At 50.3% G+C, this 25,711-nt stretch carries 20 protein-coding genes; 6 read left to right on the top strand and 14 right to left on the bottom strand.

Features of this window, described 5'->3' with window-relative positions; translation table 11 throughout:
• The 10 genes from KKH67_00300 to KKH67_00255 form a co-directional block, all read right to left on the bottom strand.
• Positions 1 to 471, bottom strand: a 471-nt coding sequence (locus KKH67_00300; GenBank protein MBU1317611.1) for an Hsp70 family protein, incomplete at its 3' end; no start/stop codon positions are given.
• 8 nt (positions 472 to 479) lie between these two features.
• Entirely contained in the window at positions 480 to 1,136 is a 657-nt protein-coding gene (locus KKH67_00295) for a hypothetical protein (protein ID MBU1317610.1), read from the bottom strand.
• Between the two features lie 212 nt (positions 1,137 to 1,348).
• Positions 1,349 to 1,798 (bottom strand): Hsp20/alpha crystallin family protein, encoded by a 450-nt coding sequence (locus tag KKH67_00290; protein ID MBU1317609.1) that lies wholly within the window; start codon positions 1,796 to 1,798, stop codon positions 1,349 to 1,351.
• Between the two features lie 214 nt (positions 1,799 to 2,012).
• On the bottom strand, positions 2,013 to 3,179 hold the full coding sequence (locus KKH67_00285) for a PQQ-binding-like beta-propeller repeat protein (protein ID MBU1317608.1): 1,167 nt from the start codon (positions 3,177 to 3,179) through the stop codon (positions 2,013 to 2,015).
• The gene (locus KKH67_00280; GenBank protein ID MBU1317607.1) at positions 3,179 to 5,974 is read right to left on the bottom strand and encodes a hypothetical protein; all 2,796 of its coding nucleotides are present in this window, start codon (positions 5,972 to 5,974) and stop codon (positions 3,179 to 3,181) included. Before KKH67_00280 ends, KKH67_00285 begins: the two co-directional genes overlap by 1 nt.
• Before the next feature lie 32 nt (positions 5,975 to 6,006).
• Positions 6,007 to 6,222 carry a hypothetical protein gene (locus KKH67_00275; GenBank protein MBU1317606.1) on the bottom strand — a complete coding sequence of 72 codons (216 nt, stop codon included), beginning with the start codon at positions 6,220 to 6,222 and terminating at the stop codon, positions 6,007 to 6,009.
• A gap of 90 nt (positions 6,223 to 6,312) precedes the next feature.
• Complete coding sequence (locus tag KKH67_00270; protein ID MBU1317605.1) at positions 6,313 to 6,543, bottom strand: HEAT repeat domain-containing protein; 231 nt, start codon at positions 6,541 to 6,543, stop codon at positions 6,313 to 6,315.
• 39 nt (positions 6,544 to 6,582) lie between these two features.
• Entirely contained in the window at positions 6,583 to 8,724 is a 2,142-nt protein-coding gene (locus KKH67_00265; GenBank protein ID MBU1317604.1) for a response regulator, read from the bottom strand.
• A gap of 391 nt (positions 8,725 to 9,115) precedes the next feature.
• A complete protein-coding gene (locus KKH67_00260) occupies positions 9,116 to 11,218 on the bottom strand; it encodes a hypothetical protein (protein MBU1317603.1) in 2,103 nt (700 codons plus the stop codon).
• A gap of 146 nt (positions 11,219 to 11,364) precedes the next feature.
• Positions 11,365 to 12,288, bottom strand: coding sequence for a hypothetical protein (locus KKH67_00255; protein ID MBU1317602.1), 924 nt, complete (start codon positions 12,286 to 12,288; stop codon positions 11,365 to 11,367).
• Positions 12,289 to 12,736: 448 nt separating this feature from the next.
• Here KKH67_00255 and KKH67_00250 point away from each other — a divergent pair, with 448 nt between their 5' ends.
• From KKH67_00250 to KKH67_00240, 3 genes are read left to right on the top strand one after another with little or no spacing between them, the layout of a single operon-like run.
• Positions 12,737 to 14,224, top strand: coding sequence for a PAS domain S-box protein (locus KKH67_00250; GenBank protein ID MBU1317601.1), 1,488 nt, complete (start codon positions 12,737 to 12,739; stop codon positions 14,222 to 14,224).
• On the top strand, positions 14,170 to 14,628 hold the full coding sequence (locus KKH67_00245) for a response regulator (GenBank protein MBU1317600.1): 459 nt from the start codon (positions 14,170 to 14,172) through the stop codon (positions 14,626 to 14,628). The genes KKH67_00250 and KKH67_00245 overlap by 55 nt, the downstream gene beginning before the upstream one ends.
• 2 nt (positions 14,629 to 14,630) lie before the next feature.
• The gene (locus KKH67_00240) at positions 14,631 to 15,290 is read left to right on the top strand and encodes a response regulator (protein MBU1317599.1); all 660 of its coding nucleotides are present in this window, start codon (positions 14,631 to 14,633) and stop codon (positions 15,288 to 15,290) included.
• A 231-nt stretch (positions 15,291 to 15,521) separates the two neighbouring features.
• Here the strand turns inward: KKH67_00240 and rnhC are convergent, their stop codons facing one another.
• Positions 15,522 to 16,178 (bottom strand): ribonuclease HIII, encoded by a 657-nt coding sequence (gene rnhC / locus KKH67_00235; GenBank protein ID MBU1317598.1) that lies wholly within the window; start codon positions 16,176 to 16,178, stop codon positions 15,522 to 15,524.
• Positions 16,179 to 16,186: 8 nt separating this feature from the next.
• On the bottom strand, positions 16,187 to 16,744 hold the full coding sequence (efp, locus tag KKH67_00230) for an elongation factor P (protein ID MBU1317597.1): 558 nt from the start codon (positions 16,742 to 16,744) through the stop codon (positions 16,187 to 16,189).
• Positions 16,745 to 17,106: 362 nt separating this feature from the next.
• On the opposite strand from efp, the gene KKH67_00225 reads away from it, so the two are divergent.
• Genes KKH67_00225 through KKH67_00215 form a run of 3 tightly spaced genes read left to right on the top strand, consistent with a single transcriptional unit; the run spans position 17,107 to position 22,115 of the window.
• Positions 17,107 to 19,107, top strand: coding sequence for a hypothetical protein (locus KKH67_00225; GenBank protein MBU1317596.1), 2,001 nt, complete (start codon positions 17,107 to 17,109; stop codon positions 19,105 to 19,107).
• Between the two features lie 20 nt (positions 19,108 to 19,127).
• Entirely contained in the window at positions 19,128 to 20,375 is a 1,248-nt protein-coding gene (locus KKH67_00220; GenBank protein MBU1317595.1) for a hypothetical protein, read from the top strand.
• Between the two features lie 18 nt (positions 20,376 to 20,393).
• Positions 20,394 to 22,115 carry a M6 family metalloprotease domain-containing protein gene (locus tag KKH67_00215; protein MBU1317594.1) on the top strand — a complete coding sequence of 574 codons (1,722 nt, stop codon included), beginning with the start codon at positions 20,394 to 20,396 and terminating at the stop codon, positions 22,113 to 22,115.
• A 65-nt stretch (positions 22,116 to 22,180) separates the two neighbouring features.
• Here KKH67_00215 and KKH67_00210 read toward each other — a convergent pair whose 3' ends face one another.
• Complete coding sequence (locus KKH67_00210) at positions 22,181 to 22,447, bottom strand: zinc-ribbon domain-containing protein (protein ID MBU1317593.1); 267 nt, start codon at positions 22,445 to 22,447, stop codon at positions 22,181 to 22,183.
• A 273-nt stretch (positions 22,448 to 22,720) separates the two neighbouring features.
• The coding region (locus KKH67_00205; protein ID MBU1317592.1) for a PKD domain-containing protein at positions 22,721 to 25,711 on the bottom strand (2,991 nt) is incomplete at its 5' end.

The raw sequence follows: 25,711 nt of genomic DNA, 5'->3' as shown, positions 1-25,711 counted from the left end.
GGCATCTTTCGTCGCCTGCCTCTGCGAATCGTTGAAATAGGCCGGGACAGTGATGACAGCTTCCGTTACGGTCTCACCGAGATAGTCTTCAGCGGTTTGCTTCATCTTCTGAAGGACCATCGCGGAAATCTCCGGCACAGCATACTGCTTGCCATCGATCTCGATCTTCACCTCGCCGTTGTTGCCCGTCACCTTGAACGGATAGTTCTTGATCTCTTCTGTAACTTCGGAGAGCTTCCGTCCCATGAATCGCTTCGCCGAAAAGACAGTATTCTTCGGATTCGTCACAGCCTGACGCTTGGCGATTTGCCCGACAAGCCGCTCGCCTTTATTGGTGAACGCCACAACAGAGGGCGTCGTGCGAGCGCCTTCGCTGTTCTGTATGACAACCGGGTCGCTGCCTTCCATCACGGAGACACACGAGTTTGTCGTCCCGAGGTCTATTCCAATAATTTTCTTACTCTTTGCCATATATCACCTCACGTGTTGATTTTGTTGATTATGTCCAATAGATCACTTAGGTTGATTGTTCTTACGCCACTAGCTGTTGCCTCCCTTACAAGTCGCGACAACTCAGGAGGTTCGAACTCCTGATGATTATGAGCGCCGTGAAAATGCTCCACTGTGGCCGCATATATTACTTCTGTGTTCTCAATTGTATCCTTATGGGGACCGCTGGTCGGTGATACCGTCCACAGTACAGCAACCACTACGCACTTTCTTACTATCAGCGGCGACTTCGCTCTCAAGGAATCCATTGCTCTGTACAGCAGACCTCGAGTCTGGTCCATTTCTACGTGCGAAGGCTGGGTTGATGTTACCATTACTGTCCCACTAAGTGTGGAACCTGAACTGACAATTTCCTTGAGATAGGATTCGTCGTCAAAACGAGATAAGTGGACAAGCTCGCATGGATTATTATCGTTGTGATTCACTATAACATAGGGAGCGAGATCATTACTATTATCTGAATACGTTTCGGCTTGCTCATTATTTGTGAACCCGTCCGCCAGAGATTTGTCCCAAGTCTTGCCATTGCTATAGTAGTCTCGACTGAAGTTAACACCGGCGACTGTCACTTCATAACTGCCCTGCATAACTGATTCTTCATCTGAATTAGCATTCAATATTGCCATAGTTTCATTCTCCTATATTGTTTCATATTAGATACGACCAACTTGCCAAAAAACCGCAGCATACCAGATTTTGAGAGCATGTACTTGATTCTTCATAGACAATCTCCTTCACCTTAAGTTGCTTCAAACAGAACCCGCCCGGTTTGTGGGGCGGGTTCCTCGGTCAGCGTATCGCTTCGTAAAACACCCCACAAGGGGTTTGGTGCCAAACCTTAGCTGACATCAATTTCGATTTCTTTGGCCTTCGCCTCTTCGCTCTTCGGCAGCGTTATCTCAAGCACGCCGTTGCGATACTTGGCGCTCACGTTCTTCTGATCGACATTGCTCGGAAGTGTGAACGATCTCGAGAACGAGCCGTAGATTCTCTCGGAGCGATGGAAATTCTGGTTCTTATCATTCTCAACGATTTCGACCTTCTTCTCACCACTCACTGTCAGGACGCCATCCTCTACCAGAACCTTGAAACTGTCCTTTTCGAGACCGGGAGCCTCAGCCTTCACTACGATGCTATCTTTGCGCTCGATAATGTCGACCGGCGGAACCCATCCGAATTCGTTTCCCGAGACGACGGCATTACTATTGATGCATTTGCCGAACATCCTGTCCATCTCATCGAGGACCGGGAAAAAACTGCGCCTTGGTCTGCTAATTGTCAATGTCATTTCAATACCTCCTACCTATCTGTTTAAACCTGCTAACCTGTCAATCTCTTCATTCATTGCAATCGATGTTAAGGCAGGAAGCGTGCCAAAAGTGCAAGAAATGCCCTAAGTGATTGATATGTAGCAGTTTATACGGATGAGGGAAGATCATTAGACCGGAGAGTAATATGCCATTCAGGCAGACTAACTGCCAACATGACCAATTATAATGTCATTATGGCGCGATTCGTGCGGACATGGCAGTGCCAGATTGTCCGAAGCAGTAGAGATGGCGGTCGGCACTGGCAATGAAGACCATTCCATCATAATAGACCGGTGAAGACTCTATGCGGCTGCTGGTTGTGTAGCTGAAGAACTCCCTGCCAGTGCCCTTGTCGATGAAGTACACGTTGGCGTCGCTACTCCCGATGACTACTGCATCGGACGAGACGAGAGGAGTCGCAGTAACGATGCTCTCAGTCCGAAATCTCCAAAGAACGAAGCCATCACGTGAAGACAATGAATACAGATTACCATCATTCGATCCGAAATAGACAGCTTCTCCATCCGCAACAGGCGAACTGAAGACATTCCCCTCAGTCTGGAATCGCCATACCTCGTCACCGCTGGCGGGATCCAAGGCGAAAAGCAGACCATCGAATGTTGTCACAAAACAGAGATTGGACAATGCTGGCGTCGTGAAGATGGCTGACTCGGCACGGAATTTCCACGCGACGTCACCGCTGTCGATGTCGAGGCAGTAAAGGTAGCCGTCTGTCGATCCAACATAAACTCGACCATCAGCTACAGCGGCACCTCCCCGTATCAGCCCGCCGGTGCGGTGCGTCCAGTTCACGTCACCCGTGAATCGATTGATTGAGTAGAAGTCACCTCCGTAATTTCCGATAAACAGAGTCCTGTCGTGAAGGATTATCGGCGCGGAGACGTCTCCCAGCTCCATCGCCCAGACTTCCATTCCCCTTGTGATGTTTATGCACCGCAGTCGACCGTCACCGGCCTCCGAAGCCACGTACAGCAGATTCTCGGCAAGTGCGGGGGATGATGACGATGACGAATTCATCTTTATCTTTCCGATTCCATCGCCTGTCGCCGGATCAAAGAGGTATATCCGTCTGTCGAGCGCAGGAATAACTCCCAGACCGTCATTAATAACAGGGCTGGCATAAATCTGCCCTTTTGATTTCCGCGACCATATCAAAGCATTAATATTGCGCAGGCTAATATTTGAATCAGCCACGCCGGCAGGATTGTCTCTGAACATATCCCATCCGTCAGGCTGATACTGGAAATGCTTAACTGCTTTGATCCCCGAGGAGCACGCCAGGAAACAAGCGACCGCAACAAACAACAGAGCATATATGAGAATTCGCCGCCAGATCATCAGAAATTCCATCCAAAGAAAAAGTCAAATTTCCAAGCATTAGATATCTTGACATAATCGGTCGTTCGCGCAAGATCAAACCGGAGCACGGCAAGATACCCCAGCGCGACCCGCGCTCCAAACCCGAATGAGCCGTAGAATCTATCGAAATCGTCGTCCCAGGCATTTCCGGTGTCATAGAAGATCGTGCCACGTATACCTGAGAAACCGACCCTGCCAAGCGGAAATCCAATAAACAGATTATCTATGAGCGGAAACCGCAACTCGTTTGACCAGAGGAACACATTTCTGCCATAGAACGTACGGCGATTATATCCACGCAGAGACCAACTCCCTCCCAGATAGAGCCGTTGGGGCTCCTGACCGGTGGATGTATATCCAAACAGGCGACTGGCAAACGCAGATCGCCTCCCGAGACGGAAGTACTTCCTAAGATCAGCCATTCCGATACGCGAGAAATTGTTTCCGGTTCTGAAATCGAGCGCCAGCCCCACGGTCAGGTTGTACCTTGTGCCATCGATTGGTCCCGAAATATCCCACAAGCTGTTGTCTTTTACATACGACAGGAACGTACTGGACAGTATGGCGTGCCGCGTTGAATCGTACGGGAACATATATCGCTCAGACTTACGAAGAACTGAGAGGAGTTCGAGCCGCCTGAATTTCGATATCGGGTATGTGACAAGCGCCAATCCTCCAAACTGTCGTTCGTCATAATCGCCATCGATCCGATTGTAGTATTCATCGTAAAGGTGGAACAATCCGCCACCATAGTTCACTCGCCTCGTGCGATTGATATAAGTGAGGCCAACATTGAAAGACGAAAGGAAATCGCTTCTCGTTGTTGCGGTGTTATACAGCAGAAAATAATACTGATGATTGCCGAGCATATCGGAAAGAGACACCTGAAACCCTCCAAGTGGGCCATAAAAAGCGTCATACGCTACCGCCGATTGTGCTATGTCGAATGAGAATTCATTGGTATAGTCAAACGATGCCCTGACCGATTCGCCCGGAAGTGCCTCCGGCTCCCAGGATGAATATTGCACCGGCTCGTTTTCTACGGGAATCAGCATCGAATCGCTAAATTCCGCGCAGTAGATTCTTATGTTCCCCTTGTGGTACGCAGAGAAGACTACGCTGTCCCCTGATGGCGTGAATGACGGGTCCTGAATGCCAGCCATCAGTTTGCTGGCATGGAACATCTTGCCGAGCGTATCGAGCACATACACATTAGGAAGACCATCCCGATCGGATCGAAACACTATCCAGCTACCGTCCGGCGAATATGATGGTGTGCCGTCGCGACATCTCCCCCACGTCAACTGCTCCAATTTGCCCGACTCGATATTCACCCTGAAAAGATTGTGGTAGCCTTTGTTTCCCCCGTCAGTCCTGTCGGACGAGAACAGAACATCGCGCCCGTCCGGCGAGAAGATCGGATCGATGTCAGAGTAGACATCATTGGTGAGCTGTTTCAGAGTGTCCTCAGCCAGATTGTAAAGACATAAATCGTATTCGCCATCCATACCGCAAGCCGTGAAGACAATCTGGCTGCAGTCCCGCGACCATGCAGGCGACTGTATGGCTACTATGTCCTGGAAGTCGAGACACTTCTTGATCTCCCGGGATTCAAGGTCATAAAGATAGAGCACATCGGATTCATAGTGACGAGACGCAAACACCAGCTCGCCGTTCTTATTGACTGAAATATCTGAATCAAGCAAATAGAGAGACTCGAACTTGGGCGAGCGTTCTCCTTTAACAAGTGTTGTTGACTTCCTAAGTGGGCCGGCCGCGTCCTTGATGTATATGCCGGAATAGCCAAGCTTATTGGCTTTGTATATCAGATATTCTCTTTCTTCCTTGCCATCCATCTCAAGCCGCATCAGTTCCGGGCGAACTGAGAATCCTTCCGGAGTCAGCACTCTCGCTATCATCTCAGGAGATTCAGCCTCAGCATAGACCGGGAAGTACTTCTTCTTCAGACTGTACTGCCAACCCTTGAAGACCTCGCTGAGCGGCACCCCAAGTGTGTATTCAACGACCTCTCTAAATGTACTCCCCTTCCACCAGTCCTCGAAGATCATGAGAATCTTCTCTTCGCCGTGGGTCTCAGCCATATATTGAAGCAGTGATTCACCGAATTTGTACATGAGGAAGGTTCCGGAGATGGAATATATGCTGTTCTCATCATAAACCTGCCCGCTGAGAATCGCATCGGAAGCGATCATGTCAGCAGTGGAATTCCACTCGCCCGACCAGTACTCGGCAATCCCCTCTGTGAACCAAAGCGGAGGAGAATGCAGCTTCAACTTCTTATGATCCTGACATACTTGAGTGATCTTCTTGAAAGTGAATACATGTACCAACTCGTGCCTGAGGACACGGTCGAAAAGGAAATAGGAGCCGTCATACGGCACCACTACTCTGCCTTTGAAATACTCCGTGAAGCCCGCCACGTTTTCCGGCAGAATCTGCGGGATTACATTTGTTTGGCCGAAGTAATTCGGTGAGCTGTAGACTATGACCGGAACGCGATCATCAAGCGGACACTTGAATTTGTCCTCGAGCACACGATAGCTCCGCTCGATGCTGAACGCAGCTATGCGTGCCAGTTCATCTTCACCCCTGTAATAGTAGATATTGAAATGATCCGTTTCCAAAACTCGCCAGTCAAGTTGCGAGTACTGTATCTTGTTCTTCCCGAAATAGTGCTGAGCCTGTATTGCAGAAGTATGACTACAGATTAAAGCAATAGCGAGAACGAATGTGGTTTTGAAATATCGAGTCATATCTATCTCTATCAGTCATACAAATAACGTATCTAACTATGATTCTGTCCAGTCCTTAATTTATCTTCCAGGCGGCGAATCGCCTTATCGAGAGCTGCGGACAGGTCATTCGAACCAATAGAACCCCGGAATCCGGAGCCGTAGACACGTTTGAACTCTCGCAACTTCACAAGATTCTTCTGGCTGACTATCCGGGAGAGGGCCGAAACTGCTGCCACTTTCTCCTCTTCCCCGCTCTTGGTCAGCACCTGTTTGAAGAATCCTTGCCGTCTCTCAAGAATCTCTCCCAGAACATCGATGACGCCCTCTCCACCAATATGCGCCAGAATCGGAGCGAGTTAGACTCTCATCTCCGGCTCATTATTGAAGAGATCGATGAGGTGAGGAAGTGTGCTGGTGTCACCATTGCTGCCTACGGCCGCAGCCGCCTTGCGCCGTATTCCTTCATCAGAAAAGTGGAGATATCCCGCTAACAACCTTCCTGAATGTTCGCCACCGATCTTATCGAGGGTGATTATCACCTCCTGCGCGTTCGCGTTGACGTGAGTCAATTCTGTCTGCTGATCCACAGGGTCAGTTTTCCCCTCTGTCACACAGTCAAATGACTGCTAGCGCAACTGGGCGTCGGTAGTCTTTGCACTGAGCACAGTCCAGATCGATTCCTCAAGCTGCTTGAGCGAGAAGGGCTTTGATAAAACCAGATCCACCTGGTACTTGGCGATGTCGGCTTCAGCAATCTGTGCTCCCCATCCGGAAATGAGAATCACCGGGGTTTCCGGTTTGCGAAGACGCACCGCATTGGCAATATCCCATCCCGACATACCGGGAAGTCCAAGATCGGTAATGACCATGTCGAATGCCTTCTCGTCAAACCGGGCAAGAGCCTCGATGCCTTCCGGTGCGGTAACAACCTTATGTCCAAGTGCAGAAATCAATTCAGATACAACACTCAGAAGGTCCTCGTCGTCATCTACGAGCAGAATATTCAGGTCCTTGGAGATACCGATCCGAATCTTCTTAGTAATGGACTCGGCTAGTTCGGGACGGGCCGGGAAGATTATTTCAATGCGTGTTCCGGCTCCCTCCTCGGACTCTATTTCGACTGCCGCCTGATGCCTGGTGAGCACGCCGTATGCCACACTCATTCCCAATCCGGTCTTACCCCTGCCTTTCGATGTAAAGAATGGATAGAACACTCTGTCACGGACAGCAGGTGCCATACCGACGCCATCGTCGACTATTTCGACAACGACCTCGTCATTTCGGTCATACGTTTTGATACTTATTCGACCGCCGTTCGGCAATGCCTCAACGGAGTTCTGGATCATGTTTGCCATAGTGTCGACCAGATCCCCGCGTGAACCGGCCACCGGATTCTTGGCCCTCAGGTCTGTCGTCACTTCAATCTCGACGAGATTGAGCTGTGCCTGCTCTTTCCAGAGCGGCTTTGTTGTCTCAACAGCATCTTCGATAACTTCGTTGATCATCACGCGTTTTTTAACAGCCTTACTTCGAACTCGAGCGAACTCCTGGGTACGCCTGACCGTCTCCGCACCCTGCAAAGCAAGCTTCTCAATCTCTCTGAGGCCTTTGATAATCTCCGGATCACTGACCTTTCGCTGCAGAAGCTCGGCTCTACCGAGAATCGCACCCAGACTGTTGTTGAAGTCATGTGCGACTCCGCAGGCCATCTCTCCAAGTACTCGAAGCTTCTCAGTTTCTACCATCTGGTCTTGTGTAAGCGATAGCTTGTTGTAGGCCACTTGCAGATCCCTGAACATCCTGGCATTCTCAATCACATCCGCCGACTGCCTCGCGAAGATAGACAGAAACTGAAGATCTTCGAGAGTGAAGAGGATCCCCGACTCTCGTCGAATACTCAGCACACCGATAGTCTTGCCCGAGTGTATGAGAGGTACGGCAATCTCTGATCCGTTCTCACGAACTTCCGACTCCGGATGATCAGATGTCAAACCGTTGACTATAACACCCTCGCTTAGTGCTGCGGCCTGGCCCGGCGCTCCCTTGCCCAGTGGCAAATGTCTAGCCATAATCGAGTCATGCTTCTGCTCTGCGTTGGTCAGGAGCGGCTCCAGATCATTAGCACTCCTGTCAATCAGATAGATCGTGGCATAGCTCGCCGACACGAGTGATGTTGCCAAGTCTATCACCTTATCGAGAACAACTTGATAATTCAGAGATGAATATATGGTAGTCGACAACTCGACCAGAGCGGATAGTCGATTGGCCTGCTCCTCGCTAGTTTTCACCACGACGCTGTTGTCGCAGAGGATCTCAACCAAACGACCATAGAATATGATGTTTTCAAGTTCCTGAGGATCGATATCTTTCGACGCCCGGAACCAGAGCAATACAAGAGACGCATCTCTTACAGATGCAAGTCTGAGCGGCATTACAACCGCAGACTTGACTCCCGAAGTCTGCACAGCGTCGATGTCGCTCAGATTACTGTCTTTAATGTCTGCGATATATTGAATTGACCGCTTCTCATTGCGTCTACAGGCGCGATGAATGACCTCCGCGATGGCATAGTGATCGACGTCAACTCCAGCCACCAGGAAGTCCACGCTGCGATCGGAACAGGAAACGCCAAGGCGCTCCACGCTGCAGATTGTGACATAATCGGACTCGTATGATATCGCGACCTGCTTGAGAAGCGTGTTAAGCGCATCCACAGTCTTCTGTGAGCTATCACCAAATGGAATGCTAATTTCTTTTGGGATATTCAAGTTACATTCCTGTCGGAAAGTTCAACTCTTGTTTTTTGTTAAGTCTACCTTAGACATCAAATCCTCGGCATTACAGGAAGACGAGATGACGAAATCGGCTCCGTATAAACAGGCGTCAGGGTCGTTCAGGATCTGCCCCCACGATGTCGCCACGATTCTCTTACAGTCCCGTCTCAGTGACTTGCATATTTGCATTAAGCCAAATGATCTTGTCATATTCAAATCCGTGACCAATACGTCTGCCGTTCCAGCGCTGAGTCGAGCCATGGTCTCAGCAGTTGATGTGACTTCGCTCACGTCATGCCCTAACACCTCCAGTTCAGACTTCAATGATCCGTCGAAGCCGGGCGTCTCGCAGGCGAGGACTATGTGCAACCCTTTGGACGATGGGCTATCGTGCCGAGTTTTCATATTCTCTGAAATCATTGAATGCTTTCATCGCGCTATACGCATTTCGTCTGATTGTCCTCACACACATCATCAAAGGGCTGTCTGTCTCGGGTAGATTCCGCTCCATGAGCTCAGCAGCTCCGACGATTGACGATAGAGGTCCGGAGAGCCTTCGATTATAGTACAGTGATGGCAGAGCCGTTGCCGCTCTGCGACTGTCGAAGTCAAACCTGCCGGGCAACGTACCCGCAGTGGGATGATCTGCAATCTTGAGTGCCAGGCTGCCGCAAATTCCAATCATCTCGGCAAATGCAACATCCCTATCGCTGATAGGACATCGGTCCCATCCTCTCATCTCTCCAAGGGACATTATCCCGCGTACTTCCCCCTCGATTTGCAGAGGCACCAACAGGATCGATTTCACTCCCTCAGGAAAGGACATAGCAAGTTCTTCCGGGCTGACGACCTGATCGGCATCATCCAGATTCATCACAATTGTCTCGCCAGCTTCGATGGCTCGAAGGTGAATCGGAGCACTATCCAGATGAATCTGCCTCTCTCCGGTGCGGGCGATTCCAGTATTCGATCTTCTACTGTGATCGTGGAGCAATACCAGACTTCTGCGCCGATTGCTAAGCAGTGAAAGCCGGCAATACGTCATCGGCATCAGCGCCGTGACCTTCTCCGCGAACTTGCTTAGGAATTCGTTACTGTCACTCTCCGAAATAGCACTCTTATAAAGCTCGCGCAGATTCGCAACTCTCTGCACGTGCAATGCATACTTCTCCCGAGCCAGTTGGTTCGATATGGCTACTGAGAAAACATCGGCCAGAAGATCAGCGTGCTTGGCGGATCCGGTACTGTACTTCTCCGCCGTGAGCGAAAGGAAAGACAGCACACCAACCACTCGGTTATTCATCAAAATCGGGAGTGACAATCTTGCATCGAAACCGCATTTCGACAACCAGGCATCATCGCGATACTTGATGCCACTCAGACTGGTCTGTATCTCATGTTTTCGTGTTGTTGCGACGTGCTTGACGAATGTATCATCAATTGGAAGTGACAGCCCTTTCTCAGAAACGCGGTTGCCGGATTCTGTCACCGAGTATCGCCGCATCATAGTTATGTTCGGGTCAAGGACGCTCACCGACAACATGTCGTATGGCACGAACATTTTCAGTAATGCGCCTCCCGTTGTCATCAGATCTGTCAGATCATCAGCCTCGATTGCCAGTCGGTTAAGCCGGGCGTGAGCATCCGAGAGACAGACGATATTCACGATGTCGTCGCACAAGGCAGACTTTTCCAGCGCATTACCGATCATTCTCGCCGCAGACATCATGACATCGCTATATCCGGCATAGATCGAGTCCTCATCGTCAAAAGTCATCACAACTACACCCAGCAGTCTTTCGCCTGAGCAGACTGGAATAGAAACTGCAATTCTGCCACTTGCCCATCTCAACGAAGAATCACTGTATCGATCAGACAGGGCGCCCGTTCCGTGACTGCGGCCTGCAGAAATGTCGACAACAGCTTCACGCAGCCAGTCAACGTCTTCGATCTCAGATAATGGCAGTTGCAGAGCATTACATTCGATCGGATGACTAACGACGGGATCAAGTGTTTCCGCCGTATGATTCCATTCGAAGTACACGAGTTGCCGAGGTTTCACCCTCTCAAAAAGATGCTCAGACGCTTCCTTCACAATGCCGCCGCTGGAGAGATTGCCGTGACCTACAGGCTCAATCTTTGAGGTCAGCTCAGCCAGCTCTTCAAACTTATCGTATCGTGATGCGGATTTCAGCAGTCTCGGCACCCAAAGCGCAAGCCCCGATGCGGTCGACAAAGCTCCTCCCAACAGAGATATGGCGACTGCGATCAACGCTGGCAGGTTGTCGCCCGGAAGGCCTAAGCTGTTCGCGGGTGATAGAAGCTGAAAAAGAGGGACTGCGGTCGCAACACACAAGAGACTCAGGCCAATCGAAAGCCTGTTCCAGGACTCTCTTGTCAGACCGGGATACTTGTCATGATTAAGGAAAATCGTGACGGTGCCGGTAACGAGCACCACAAATGCTGCGCTCAACACGAGTTCGCTCATCCACTCCTCCGAAGTTGCATTCCAAGTTGCATTCCAACATGTATGTTATCGTCACTTAGTGATTGATAATTGAGCAAATGGGCGGGATCAGCTTCACCCGAAAACAGTGATCGAACAGCCCGGTTTCGTTATGAAACAGATGTGAACTATAGAACACCCGTGGGGAAGCGATACTGCTCGATGAATTTCTGCAAAGTCTCAGGCGTGTGGAGGGTACTGTTGGATACGAGGTACGTGAAAGAACTGAGAGGGACTTTTTCAAAATAGCAATTCTCCACGACGCAGTTTGGAATGCTGTCAAGAGTCAGTTCCTCCCTGGGGTGATAGTCCGGGGAGAACCTAAAAACATCGCTTGATATCACCTTATTCTCGCTGAAAACTGCGATTGTCGACCTGCCGGATGCTTCGATTGCCCTGCAAATCGCGGCGGTTCCGATCTTGTTGACAATATACTTCTCGGTTACCGCATCCGCGCCACACACGAAGCAGTCAACATCACTGAGATAACTTCCGAATGCCATGTCTGCGATTAGAACCGTACTAACGCCCGCACTGCCGAGATCCTTTGCTAGCTGCTTACCTTCGCACATAGGTCGACTCTCCGGCACGACCACTTTAAGAGAGTTGCGGTCGGGATGACGGAGGATCAACTCTCTGACCGCCGCCGAGTAGCTTATTGTCAGAATCACGGAGCCCTTCCCGATCAGCGGGATAGCCCTCTCAGCGGCGGCGGCTATCGCACTTCTGTCACTGTCAGTTAGCTTGTCGAGCAGTTCCGTCAGCCTCGAATTCATTCCAACCGGAGGATCTGCCATGTCGGCACAGTTGATGACTTCTGCAGTCAGATTGTACAGAGGCGCCATCGCATCCTGCGCCGCGATCAGCTCCTTGCCTGCCTCGCGAAGGATTTGTGGAAGTTGAGTTGCGGAACGCCCTTCTGCCTCTCGGAGAATGGCTTTCAAATAGTCGATCGCCTTCAGATAGATTGCTGACGCACCAGATAAGTTGTCAGTGGCAATCTCATTCAGGATAGTGCACGAAGAAATCACTGAATCTTCTCCATATTCCATAAAATCTTCAAGAGAGCAATTTCTTGGTTATGCAATGAAGACGTCATGCGCTGGTTTGTCAAGAAGAGACATAGACGAAAAAGATGAGCACTTGCTTCGCATATACATATTTTACCTGAGCGTTAGACCTATAGAACGATGATTCCTGCTGACTGAGAATTGCGAATCACGATATTGCCGGCAATGCTCTGTTACACTTTGAAACGACGCTACAAAACAGCCTTCAGATGTAAAGAGTATTGTCAATGTTCCGACAACTTAATGTACAAATAGGGGGCGGCTTTCATATCCAGTGCCTGGAATTCCGCCACAAGCGTATGTCGTGTAGCTGCCCCCACAGGGAACTGCTGCGATAAAGAGAACAAAGGGGAGCCTGCTGCCTGTCAATTCGACTGATGAGCAGGTCTCACAGAGGAAATGGGCCAACTTTTCACCTGGTAGGCAGAGATTGATTGATCGAAGATTAAAGAACCTGTGGAACGGGAATCAGTCATTTAGGGATATTGTCCTAATATTGGCAATATGCATTCCGGTCCTGTACATAACATTCTCGTTAGAGATAGCAGAGTACATCCACCGTTTTCACTTCTCCAATGAAGCTTGGGATACACATGAGCTTGCTGTCGCGTTCATGGTCTTGGTGGCAGGAATGCTAGTCTTTTCTTTCAGGCGGTGGAAGGAATTCAGACGTGAAGTGGGCGAACGCAGACTGACGCAAGCGGCCCTGGTAGAATCGAGAGAGAAGTTCAGACCACTGGTAGAAACCACCTGCGACTGGATTTGGGAAGTGGATCAGAATGGAGTTTATACCTACTGCAGCCCGCAAGTAGCGGACATTTTGGGCTACTCCCCGGATGAGATCTTGGGCAAGACACCTTTTCAATTAATGCCCGACGAAGAAGCTCGTCGAGTGGCCGGTATATTTGGCCAACTGGTAGCCAATAAAGAACCAATCAGAATGCTGGAAAACACAAATCTTCGCAAGAATGGAACTGCCGTAGTACTTGAGACGAACGGGATGCCGGTGTATGAGCAGTCCGGTGAATTCAGAGGCTACAGAGGCGTGGATCGAGACATCACAGACCGCAAGCTTGCAGAGATTGGACTGCAACAAGCACACGATGTATTGGAGGCACGAGTACAAGAACGGACTGCTGAGTTGAAATCGTTGAATCAAGAGCTGGTCACTAGGGTGCAGGCACTGGATGAATTCACATACTTCGCCAGTCACGACCTACAGGAACCGCTGAGAAAGATCATCGCATTCGGCGGTCTCCTTCGCGACGATCTGGGAGATAACCTGCCGCCAAGAGTGTGCGAAGACGTCAATTTCATGATCGATGCAGCAGACAGAATGCAGGTGCTGGTCAACAGCCTGCTGGAACTTTCGAGACTCGGGCGCAAGGCATACAAGTTCGAACGAATCTCACTAAGACACTGCGTCGATTGTGCACTCGATTCTCTTAGCGTCTTACTCCATGAAAAAAAGGTGCAATTTGTCTTCGACGATCTGCCGGAAGTCTGGGGAGACGAAACGGCTCTGATCGGTCTATTTCAGAATCTGATCGGCAATGCCTTGAAGTTCAGTTCTGGCGTGTCACCAGTCATTCACGTGACATGTGAAGAGGTCGATGGGGCAACCGTTTATGGCGTGAGAGACAACGGAATCGGATTAGACCCGAAGTACGCGGATCAGATATTTCAGGCATTCAAGAGACTGCACGGACAACAGGAGTACAAAGGTACTGGAATCGGCCTTGCAATCTGTCGCAAGATTGTGGAACTGCACGGTGGAACGATTTGGGTAAATTCGGAATTTCAAAAGGGTGCTCATTTCAGATTCACTCTCAGTGAACGGCCGCTGAGAGAGGAGGATTCAACATGCGAGACTTCCAGGGAAAACCTGCGATCATCTTGCTCGCAGAAGACGACTTAGGCGACCAGGAATTGATCCGCCGCGCGTTCGCCAGTAACAAGATCAGAAATGATCTGCACATAGTCGGGGATGGCGAACAGGCGCTCGACTATCTGCACAAACGAGGGGCATATTCCGGTGTGGACACGGCGCCCAGACCTGACTTGATTCTGCTCGATCTAAATATGCCTAAGATCGACGGAAGGGGGGTCATAAAGGAAGTGAAGGCAACCCCCAATCTTCGTAGCATACCTATTGTGGTGCTGACAACTTCGCAGCAGGAGGAAGATATTCTTCGCGCTTATGATCTTGGAGTGAATTCCTATATCACAAAGCCGGTGACCATGCAGAATTTGATCTCTCTGATAGATAAACTGGAGGAGTACTGGTTCCAAATTGTCGTACTACCTAACAACAAGGATTAATCATGTCTAAAACCCGCTTGACAGTACTCGTTATCGATGATGACTCGGGAGATATCGCCATCTGTCGGCGCTATCTCGAGAATATTGAGGAGTGGCAGGTAGAGTGCATCAAGGCGCGAAACATCGAGGAAGGACTGCAGAAACTCGATGATCACGATGTCGAAATTATTCTCCTCGATTACCTCCTGGGAGCTGATTCCGGATTGGAAGCTCTGAAACGTATCAGACAGAACAACGTTGACTGCCCCGTAATAATGTTGACTGGGCAAGGAAACGAAGAAGTCGCTGTAACGGCTATGCAATCGGGGGCGTATGACTACCTGGTGAAAGGCACATTGTCGAGCAAAAGCCTCTATCGCGCCATACACAATGCGCTTGAGAAGAGGGACTTGCAGAAGCAAATTGAAGATCATAGTCATCAGTTGGAGCAAAAAATATGCGAACTCGAAGAAGCATTAGCGCATGTCAAAAGACTCCAGGGGCTTCTACCCATTTGTATGCACTGCAAGAGAATTCGCGATGATACTCAAACGTGGCGGCAGATGGAATCGTACATTCAGGAACATTCGGATGCCATGTTCTCTCATGCACTCTGTGAAGATTGTAGGAGAGAGCACTATCCTTTCTTCGAAAATCAGAGGGGTTCGAATTGTCCTGAGTAGACCACTGCAGCTCATGATCGATAGCCGTATATTGTCCGGCAATGGTGTTACTGCTCAATGGCTTGTTGAAACAGCCCACAGCGCGCCAAACCTCGTCATCGAGAGGAACGAAGTGACGTGACGATCTCTCCGTCAATCAATGCTATTGTGAATCACAGAGATTGCCACGCTTCGCTCGCAATGATGATAGTCGGGGTTTATCAACAAGCCCTCAGATGAGAGCAGACAAGATTACAGGAGAGCCTTCACCTTCTGCGAGTTCTTGAAATGGAGCTTTGCTACTTTGTCCAAATCATCGTAGCAGTACTTCCGGCAGAAATCTGCAGCGGCATTATCGACGTTCGATCCGGCTCCCTTGGGAAATGTCATTTGATATTCTGAAGCAAACCTGTCGAGATACTCCAGGAATCTTGCACGGGCTACAATCGATGCTGCCGCCACACCGATATGTTTTTCAGCCTTCGTTTCCTGAACCAGTTTCACACTTCGTCCCTTCTTCATCAAAGCGCTCTCGACATATTTCGGATCACCGAATTGATCCGTTACAGCGAGCAAAGCCTCGCAACTATCGAGCAGATTCTCTATTGCCCTCGCATGCCCCCACGCCAGCAAACGATTCAGGTTTCTGATCTTTGAATAGAGCTCGTTGTACTTCTCGGGACCGATTGCAACGATCGAACATGGGATTTCAGCAGTGATGGCCTCGGCAATCCGTCTCGCCTTCTTATCAGCGACTCGCTTTGAGTCCTTTACGTCAAGAGACAGAAGCCTTTCTCTGTTTTCGGCTGTGGCGAGAACAGCAGCTACGACAAGTGGTCCAAAATAATCCCCCTTGCCAGACTCATCGGTACCTATGTAGCTTGAGGCGTTTAGGTCGGTTAGATCCAAGAGGGCTCCTACGCTCTTTCGATGTACTTGCCTTCGCGTGTGTCAATCTTGATCTTGTCGCCAACTTTGACAAACATCGGGACTTTCACCGACAACCCCGTTTCAACAGTTGCGCCCTTCATGACATTGCTTACAGTGTCGCCCTTGATAGCGGGTTCCGCCTCGGTGACGTCGAGCACGACTGCGGGAGGCAGATCAACCGATATAGGCTCGCCTTCGAAGAAGAGTATGTGATACTCATGGTCTTCCTGGAGATACCAGATGGTGCTGTCGAGTTTATCCTTGGATATAGCCACCTGATCGAATGTACTGCTGTCCATGAAAAACCAGTCGGATTCGTCGTTGTACATGTACTGCATGACCTTGTCCGCGAAATCAGGCTGATCGAACTGCGTTCCACCGGAAAACGTCCTTTCAATAACCTGACCGGTCTTGATATTCTTCAGCTTTGTCTTGACGTTGGCTCCGCCTCTGCCCATTTTGACATGCTGAAAGTCGACAATATTATATGGCTGTCCATCGATCGCGATCCTCATGCCCTTACGAAAATCAGATGTGCTGATCATATATATCTCCCGACGTTGAAACTCAAACCACGGCCTCCGAACCAACTAATATACACTACAGAAGTCTGTTTTCAAGGGAAAACTCCTCCTACCACAAGACACCGCATAGCAGCCGCATCGGCAAACTTGACATAAGGCATATTCTATCAGACGACCGGTAACCCCTGCAAAGATGCGCTGTATTGGCTCATCCCCACACGTATCTGATTCATCCGCCAAAAAGAGGCGCTGTTTCAATGTGCACAAGCGGGGCCAAGGCTCTGTGTATTAGTAAGTTACGCTAGTTTTCAATAGTGGCACACGGCTTGCGATTGCACACTTCGGAATTAGACCGTATGACCTAAAAGGACTCGGAGGAAGAAATGAGGAAGTCATCTGTTTTCGATTTCTCTCTTAATTCAATGAAGTTGCCGGGGGCAATATTGGCGCTTCTTCTGGCAATAATCCTCGGAATGGGCGGGTGCAGTATAGAGAAACCACAGTCTCCCACCTGGGACACTGAATTCGTCGTGCCTCTCATGTCGCACAACTACGATATGCTGGAGTTGGTTGATCGAATTGCGGAGGACAATCTGGCTTATGATTCCCTTGGCAACATATCGTTTAGCGTCGAGCAAAATCTGGACACAGTTGCGATTGATGCGGGACTTGCGATTGACGATCTCTCCGATGAGTTCTCGGAATCGCTCGGCCTGATAGAAATCTCAGCTCCTTCGCCCGTAACTGAGCACATTCTCCTCGAAGATTATATCCCGCTTGTGCTGGGCGAGGTCCCTGCGATCAGCGTGAGTGCTACAAAATCACTGCCGATCGTATCAGATGTCGAATCAGCCACGATTGAGAGCGGATCAATGATTGTGAGCGCTACTAATGATTTCGGCATTCCGCTGGATTCAGTGTCCATCGGTATTCTCGATATGACATCATTGGAAGTGCTCGGTACTGTCACATTCGAGGATGGTCTCGGCATGGGAGAGACCCGGTCTCGATCCATCGATCTGTCGGGGAAGACCATCTGGAATAGTTTTTATTTCGGAGCAAGTCTTCACAGCCCCGGAGGGACACTCTTTTCTGTCGGAGAAAACAGAGTCACAATCACGGTGGGATTCTCGAACACGATTACCGTATCATCGGCAACAGCGAAGATTCCCGCGCAGGAAAAATCCTACAGTCAGGAAATCTCGTTCTCTGAAGAGAATATAATCACCAGCGCTGAGGTCAGGAGCGGTGATGTCGAACTGACCGTAACAAACAACACAAATCTGGCGGCAGATATTGAGATTGTGATCAGTCAATTCACAGATGACGGCAATCCCTTAAGCATACCTGCCAGCCTGCTGCCAAGTCAGACCAGCATAGTCAGCGCAGATTTGAGTGGATACGACTTCACTCCTATTGATGGCAGGCCGGAGCCGACCGTGGAGTTCACCACTAACGTCAGCCTCGCCGGAAGTGGAGTTGTGACAGTTTATGTATCATCGGACAACAACTTTGCCGTAGAAGTCAACGTCTCCAACATCGCGTTCAGATCCGTATCCGGCATAATCAATCCCACGGTGATAGAGATTGAACCCATTACGGAATTGGTGGATATACCGAACGGATTCGAAAACTTCAGCCTCACATCAGCGGTCATGGAAATCAGTATACAGTCTGCGGTGAATCTCCCCGGAGAGATTGAAATTCACCTTGAAGGTGGAGCCGGTCAGGAACTTGATGTTGTCGGTACAATAGCGCCGGGCAGTGTCGAAGTGCCGATCACAAGCACTATTGTTGTTGACGACCTGTCGGCATTCCTCAATCCGATCCCGACAGAAATCACTGTCTCAGGATACGCGATAGTCGGTGATGGAGCAACAGAGGGCGGGGTGACTGAGAATGATTTCGTATTCGGTACGGTAACGATCACTTCTCCTCTCGAGATGACAATCGGTGAAACCGAATTCGAAACCGACATCAGCGAGGCAGATCTCAATGACATCAGCTCAGAGGACGTCGACAGACTGAACAACGGTTCAGCAGTCGTTCACACTTCAAACCACCTTCCGCTCGCTGCGACACTCACTCTGCACCTCGCAGGCGACTCGACATCATTGTGGGATAACCCGGAGCTGACAATCGGTCCGATCGAAGTTGCGTCGGGTGAAGTAGGCACATCAGGTCTCGTCATCGAGGCAATCGGATCGGACGTCACCATCGCGCTTAACCATGACGATCTGAGCATACTTGACAATAGCATTCTTTATGTCGGTGAGGTAATCACATTCCCCGGAACAAACGGCCAGGCAGTTCGCATCATCTCGTCTGACTTCATCGACATAGAGGCGTACATAACAATCAACGCACGCATCGGGGACTTCTAAAGGAGTTACAGGAGCATAACATGAATTATCGTACTCTAATATTTACCATGGCAGCTCTCGCCATCTCCATCGGCGGCGTACATGCCTCCGGCTGGGATGATGCCAGAAGCATAGCGATGGCCGGCAGCTACACAGCCGTGGCGCGAGGTTACGATGCTATCGGATTTAACCCCGCAAACCTCGCACTTCCTGACGCTCAGGGGACCGCCGTTCAGATCTTCGGAGTCGGCTCTATGGTGAACAACAACGCGTTCTCCATGGGAGACTATAACAAATACAACGGCGCCTACCTGACTGAGACGGACAAGAGAGACATTCTCGCGAAGATCCCTGACGAAGGACTGCGCTTCAGAGGAAATTCAGCAGCATCGATGTTATCGTTCTCATTCGGGCAGCTTGCGGTATCTACTACTGTCGAGGCGTCGGGGTCAGGTGAAGTCTCCAAAGACATAATCGATCTGGCGTTTTTCGGTAATAGAATCGGACAGACGATAGACATCAATGGATCAGATGGAGAGGCGTTGGCTCATGTCGATCTGAACATCGCCTACGCCCGGCAGGTCAAGACCTTCGAATGGGGCGATCTCACCGCCGGTATCAATGTCAAGTACATCTATGGCATTGTGTATTTCGATATAGCAGACGCTACGGCAAGCGTTGTAACCCGCACTGATGGCATCAACAGCGACGGTAGCGTCACGGTAAGATCTGCCATGGGAGGTTCGGGTTTTGGGATGGACTTGGGCACTGCCGCTACATTTCGCGGCGACTGGGTCTTCTCGGCAGGCATTCGCAATTTGATCTCCACAATATCCTGGAAAACCGACGCTGAAGAGACGGAATACATGTACACCGCGACATCGCTCACTGCCGAAAGCGCAGGTGACGATTCCACGGTGATCTCTGACGAAATAACTCACGATCTGGGGTCGTTCTCGACGTCGCTAGCACCGCAGATCAATCTGGGCGCCGCACATGAACTCGGTGCATTCCTGGTTTCAGCAGACCTCAAGTTCGGTCTCAGAGACAGGGCGGGCGTGAGCACAACTCCTGAACTGTCGGTAGGTTCCGAATGCAATTACATACATTTCCTGCCGATTCGCGCGGGCATCGGGCTTGGTGGACTGAATGGCGCATCACTCGGGCTTGGTGCGGGACTACGAGTTTCGGCGTTCTCTCTCGACTTCGCCTGGGCATCCTCAGGCACTGTGACACCATCGATGGGAAGAGGAGCGTCACTCGCGATCTCATCAGGACTGCGATTCTAAACAGGAGGGAGAACTGAGATGTTGAGAGGAAAGATTCACTTTCGAGCAGGCGCAACGGCGATTACTGTGATGTTTCTGCTACTCGCATTTGCCGGAGATGCTATCGCAATGCCGCCATATCCGGGCGCGCCGGATGATCCGCAATCGGCAACCATGGCTCAGGCTCTGCATCAGCAGTACATCGATCTTCAGGATGGTTGGCGCGAAAAAGGCATTGACCAACCGGCGGACATTGACTTTCAGGATTGGATGCGATCGAGCGCAACGGCATCGAAGAATATACTCTGTATACTGGTTCGATTCCCGGACCTGGCTCCGATATCAGCCGATTCCTATTTTGATACTCTAATCTACGTGAATCAGAGCGGCAGTGTCCGGCACTACTACAATGAAGTCTCTTTCAATCAGGTTGACATCATAACAGTTGATCTCCCCTCATCGATCGGATGGCTGACTGCGCCAAACAACAACGCCTATTACGTGAATGGCGCTTACGGCACGGGATCCTATCCCAACAACTGTCAGAAGCTGGTGGAGGACGCTGTCGATCTTGCTGATGGTCTCGTCGATTTCTCAAACTACGACAACGACAGCGATGGATACGTGGATGGTTTGATGGTCGTGCACACCGGGGAGGGCGCAGAGCTGACCGGATCGGTTAACGACATCTGGTCGCACAAATGGGCGATCACGCCACGCCTCAAGGATGGCAAGTACATCTTCACATACGCGATCATGCCTGAGTACTGGTATTCTGCAAACGACATGACACTCGGTGTGTTCTGCCATGAACTCGGTCACGTATTCGGTCTGCCAGACTTGTACGATACCGACAACTCCTCCAGAGGAATTGCGAGATGGAGTCTGATGGCATCCGGTTCGTGGAATGGCTCGCTCGGAGATTCACCGGCACACTTCGATGCATGGTGCCGAATCCAGTTGGGATTTGCATCATACACCAATATCAGCACGACAAGCTATGGGACAAGCGTACCGAATGTTGAAACATCCGGGAAGATTTTCAGGCTCTGGACTAACGGGTCTGCGAGTGATGAGTACTATTTGGTTGAGAACAGGAAGAAGACCGGATATGATTCATACCTGCCATCAGCCGGACTGTTGATCTGGCATATTGATGAAAACGTCTCAGACAACAACGATGAATGGTATCCCGGTCACACTGCGTTTGGCCACTATGAGGTCGCACTCGTGCAGGCCGACAACCTCTGGGAGCTCGAGAAGAACCTGGATTACGGCGACACAGGAGATCCGTTCCCCGGTTCAACCAGCAATACGGCGTTCACACCGCTCTCGACTCCAGGTTCGAACAGTTACTCGGGGTCGGAATCACTCGTATCTGTAACGAACATCTCCGCAGCCGGCGACACGATGACAGCCGACTTCTCAGTGTCATTCATATCTGACGCAGACGATCCTGCAGATGACCCGCCGCTGCCGGAATCATTCAGCGTTGAGCAGAACTATCCCAATCCATTCAATTCCGCAACGGTCATCTCCTATTCGCTGCAAAACGCCGGTGAAGTCGAGATCGAGATATTCAATATTCTCGGTCAGACCGTCATCAGCGAGAGGCAGGACATAGGCCAACCCGGAGCCCATTCGTTTGAATGGGACGGCAGAGACAGTAACGGCAATGAAGTGCCGGCAGGCGTATACTTCTATCGCCTTTCGGTTGATGAAGAACAACACGATGTGAAGAAGATGCTGTTCCTGAAATAGCCAGGTACGGCATATTAAGACTTGAGTTGTCGGTCGCTGGTGATCAGCGGCCGATGGCTCGAGTGCTACTTCACGTTGGCTCGATTGCGCCCTTCATCATTGCGTGAAGTGGAAGCGTGTACAGTAGAACGGTCGTGGTGCGCCCTTCGCTTCGCCTCTTTCTGCTGCTGTCGCTTTTCCTTCTTTAGCTGCGTGTAACACCACTTGCAGCGCTTTGGTTCTTCCATGAACCCTTTCTCCAGGAAATACTGCTGCGCGCTTACAGTGAAGACAAACTCCTCATTGCAATCGGCACATATCAGAATCTTATCCTGAAGAGGCTCGAGTTCCATCACATTCCCCCCTGTGAAAATGGAGTTGACTCTCGCTAGCTCGATTCCCTTCTCACTTCAAATGAAGTGAATCTATCTAAAAACCTCCTGTCGAATATGCAAGTACAGTGCATGTATCGTAATTAGCATGTACAGAAATTGAATCCGTGTGTCAACAAATATTTGCCAAACTCTTCCATGTTCTTGGAACGAACATTTAATTCTGAATGATCCGCGAAGCACTCTCGGCTCTCAGCTATTCAGGTGTTGCGATCCAGCGATATCAGATGCAGGCTAACGTATCATCAACATCTTCTTGACTTGCGTAAACGTGCCCGCCTTCATGCGATAGAAGTACATACCTGAAGGCAGCGCCTCACCAGCGTCGGAAGTTCCGTTCCACATAACCTGCTTGAATCCCTGCGTCTGGAACTCGTCAACCAACGTGGCAACTGTCTGCCCGAGAATGTTGTGAACGGTTAGAGAAACATGACCATCCACAGGAAGATTAAACTGAATGTACGTCGTCGGATTGAAAGGATTCGGGAAATTCTGCGATAGCATATATTGTCCAGGTACAGTCTCGACCTCAACATATTTGGCGATCAGGTCTCGAACACTGCGAGTGAATTCACTCTCCTGACTTTCGCCAAGTGCGAAGAAGATCGTTTCGAAAGCTCCCTTGTACTCAGCTAGGTCGTAGTCGCCTGGCACAAACTGCGGACTGCCATAGCTGTGAGTGCTTCCCCAGTTTATGGCGATTACCAGGAGGTCCTGCATATTGACTGTACTGTCGCCATTGCAATCAGCGTAGGTTGCGGCTGGCTCCGTCCAAACCTCTGCAGGCTGAATGCGCCACTCGGTGCCACCCGCCCTGTCGGGACCGGTCATCATCCAGAACACACCCAGCGGAAGCACATCGACCTCATTGACAACACCATCATTGTTGGCATCACCGGGATACACTCCCGGACCCGTTTCAAACTGGAAGACAGCATCATCGATCGGTGAACCTTCAGCAACGCCGTCAAGATTGCCGTCAAGCGAGTTCCCTGCGAGGTCAACGACATCTCCATTGAGTGTTACAGTAATCAGATCGAGCGGTGGGAGAATTGTATCGGGAACGAATCGCACGATCCACTGGTGAGGAAGGTTGCCTATGAAAACCGTTTTGCCGGCAATAGTCGATCCCGTCCACCCGCTGCCTACGGTCAGGAGCGGGGCTTCCGGCAGGCTAAGCGTATCGAGAGGCTCGCTTATGAAGAGATCGATGACTTCTGTTATCATAACACCCGTGGCAGACGCCGCAGGATCTGTGTAATCAACGTACGGCGGAATTCGCTCAGGGATCCCCAGCCCCTCCAAATGAACCACATATTCCGACATCACCGGATCGTCGGACATAATCGTTATGTCCGCGGTGTAATATCCAGAGTCCGGAGGCGTAAACCAAATCTGCACGGGTCTCGACGATGCTGGAAAGACCGTGAATGCCGTCGGAGTAACAAAGAACGCATCCGAACCATCAATCGGTATGCTTCTGACATTCAGGTTCAGGTTATCGATTAGTGCGCCCTGGTTCCTGACTATGAGATTGATGACAGCAGTGCTACCGATCTGTGTGGAATCGAATTTGACGCTGTCCGCACTGGTGGCTACAAGCTGGATAGGTGTCGACTCGAATTCGAACAGCAGCGTGTCAATTGGGCTTCCCCCTGCAGCGGTCCCAATAAGAGCCCCCTGATATATGCCGTGCCAAAGGTCCTTCGACAATGTTGCCTGGAAACTGGATGAATTACCAATCGCCATCGTAGAATCTTGTATAGTGAATTTCGCCGTCCCTCTCTGAGGAGTAGAGAGCAATTTAGCCCGGAGAGTCACGTTTCTATCAAACGGACCGTATAACGAGTCAAGGTCAAAACTGAATGTTTTGACATATCTCGTGTGAGAGGTATCCGCGAGCCTAAGATCAAACCCATACGCACGGATGTAACCTTCCAGGAGCCAGGTGTCGTAAGACTCGCATTCGTTAGTCACGGTCAATTGCACATCATATATGCCGGGTTTAGTGTACTGATGCGTTGGGTTCTGCAGCGCCGAACTGCCACCATCGCCGAAATCCCATTCCCATTCCGTCGGATCATTTCGAGACTGATCAACAAAGTTGACTGTTAACGGTGCCGAACCGGCAGTAGTAGTCGCAAGGAAATCGGCTTCGGCAGATCCTCCCACAGTTATGTAGTTGGTTCGGATGATGGTGTCTATATCGCAGACGTTCGCAACGATCAGCCTGACCGTGTAAATGCCTCCCGATTGATACTCATGCGACGGCGTCGGAAGTACTGAGGTTGTTCCGTCTCCGAAGTTCCACAGCCAGCTCGTCACATTCCCCACCGATAAGTCGCTGAACTGAACAAGCAGCGGAGCGCAGCCGGAATCGATATCAACAGAGAAATTTGCTGTCGGCGGTTCGCCAACCGTTATCAGATCCTCTGCGATAGCTACAACTGTCGTGCATGGAGTGATCGCATACAGTTTGACCGTATACGTACCGACCTCGGAATACGGTTTTTGAACATTCAGCGTGTTATATGAGAATGAGCCATCTCCGAAATCCCACATGAGGCTGTCATAAAGGCCTGTAACAGTACCCGTGAAGTTGACCAGCATAAATTCGCAGCCGGAAGTCGGATTGGCACCGAAATTCGCCGTCATGCTGCAGTCGGCGAATTCATCCGGGCCGATGTCGACATCGCTCTGAACGATTCTCTTCTGTCCGTCGAAGTCGACGGACGGCAGGCTGTCGATGTAATAGCCCTTGTTGATAATCGGTGAGAGCTCCTGCAAATGATAATCGCCGGCAGCATAATTGACAAACTGCGGATTGACAAGCTGATTGAATCCCATGTCGCTGCCACCGTAGTAGTCCGATCCGCCGTTGGAATAGTAGCAGTTGTAACCGCTCAATGCGCCAACCGATTCGTTGCTTATCATTCCATCCTGAGAGTTATAGGCAATGATGTTATTGAAAGTCTTTGAGTCTGAGCCATACTGGATGAGAATACCGCTCGCGTATTCACCCCCGATGTTTCCCGCTATAAGGTTGTTGATGACATACACATTCCAGCTATAGCTATCGACGGTGATGCCGGCACCGCCCATCGCGGCATTGTCTCGAACAATGCTGTTCACGATCATCGGGGCGTTACTCTCGAAAATATTTCCTCGCAAATAGATTCCGCCGCCGTAATCATCAGCAGTATTGTTCAGGATGCGACAATTCCT

This window comes from Candidatus Zixiibacteriota bacterium (assembly GCA_018820315.1).
Lineage (GTDB): Bacteria > Zixibacteria > MSB-5A5 > JAABVY01 > JAHJOQ01 > JAHJOQ01.
This window is presented reverse-complemented; position numbering and strand designations above follow the sequence as displayed.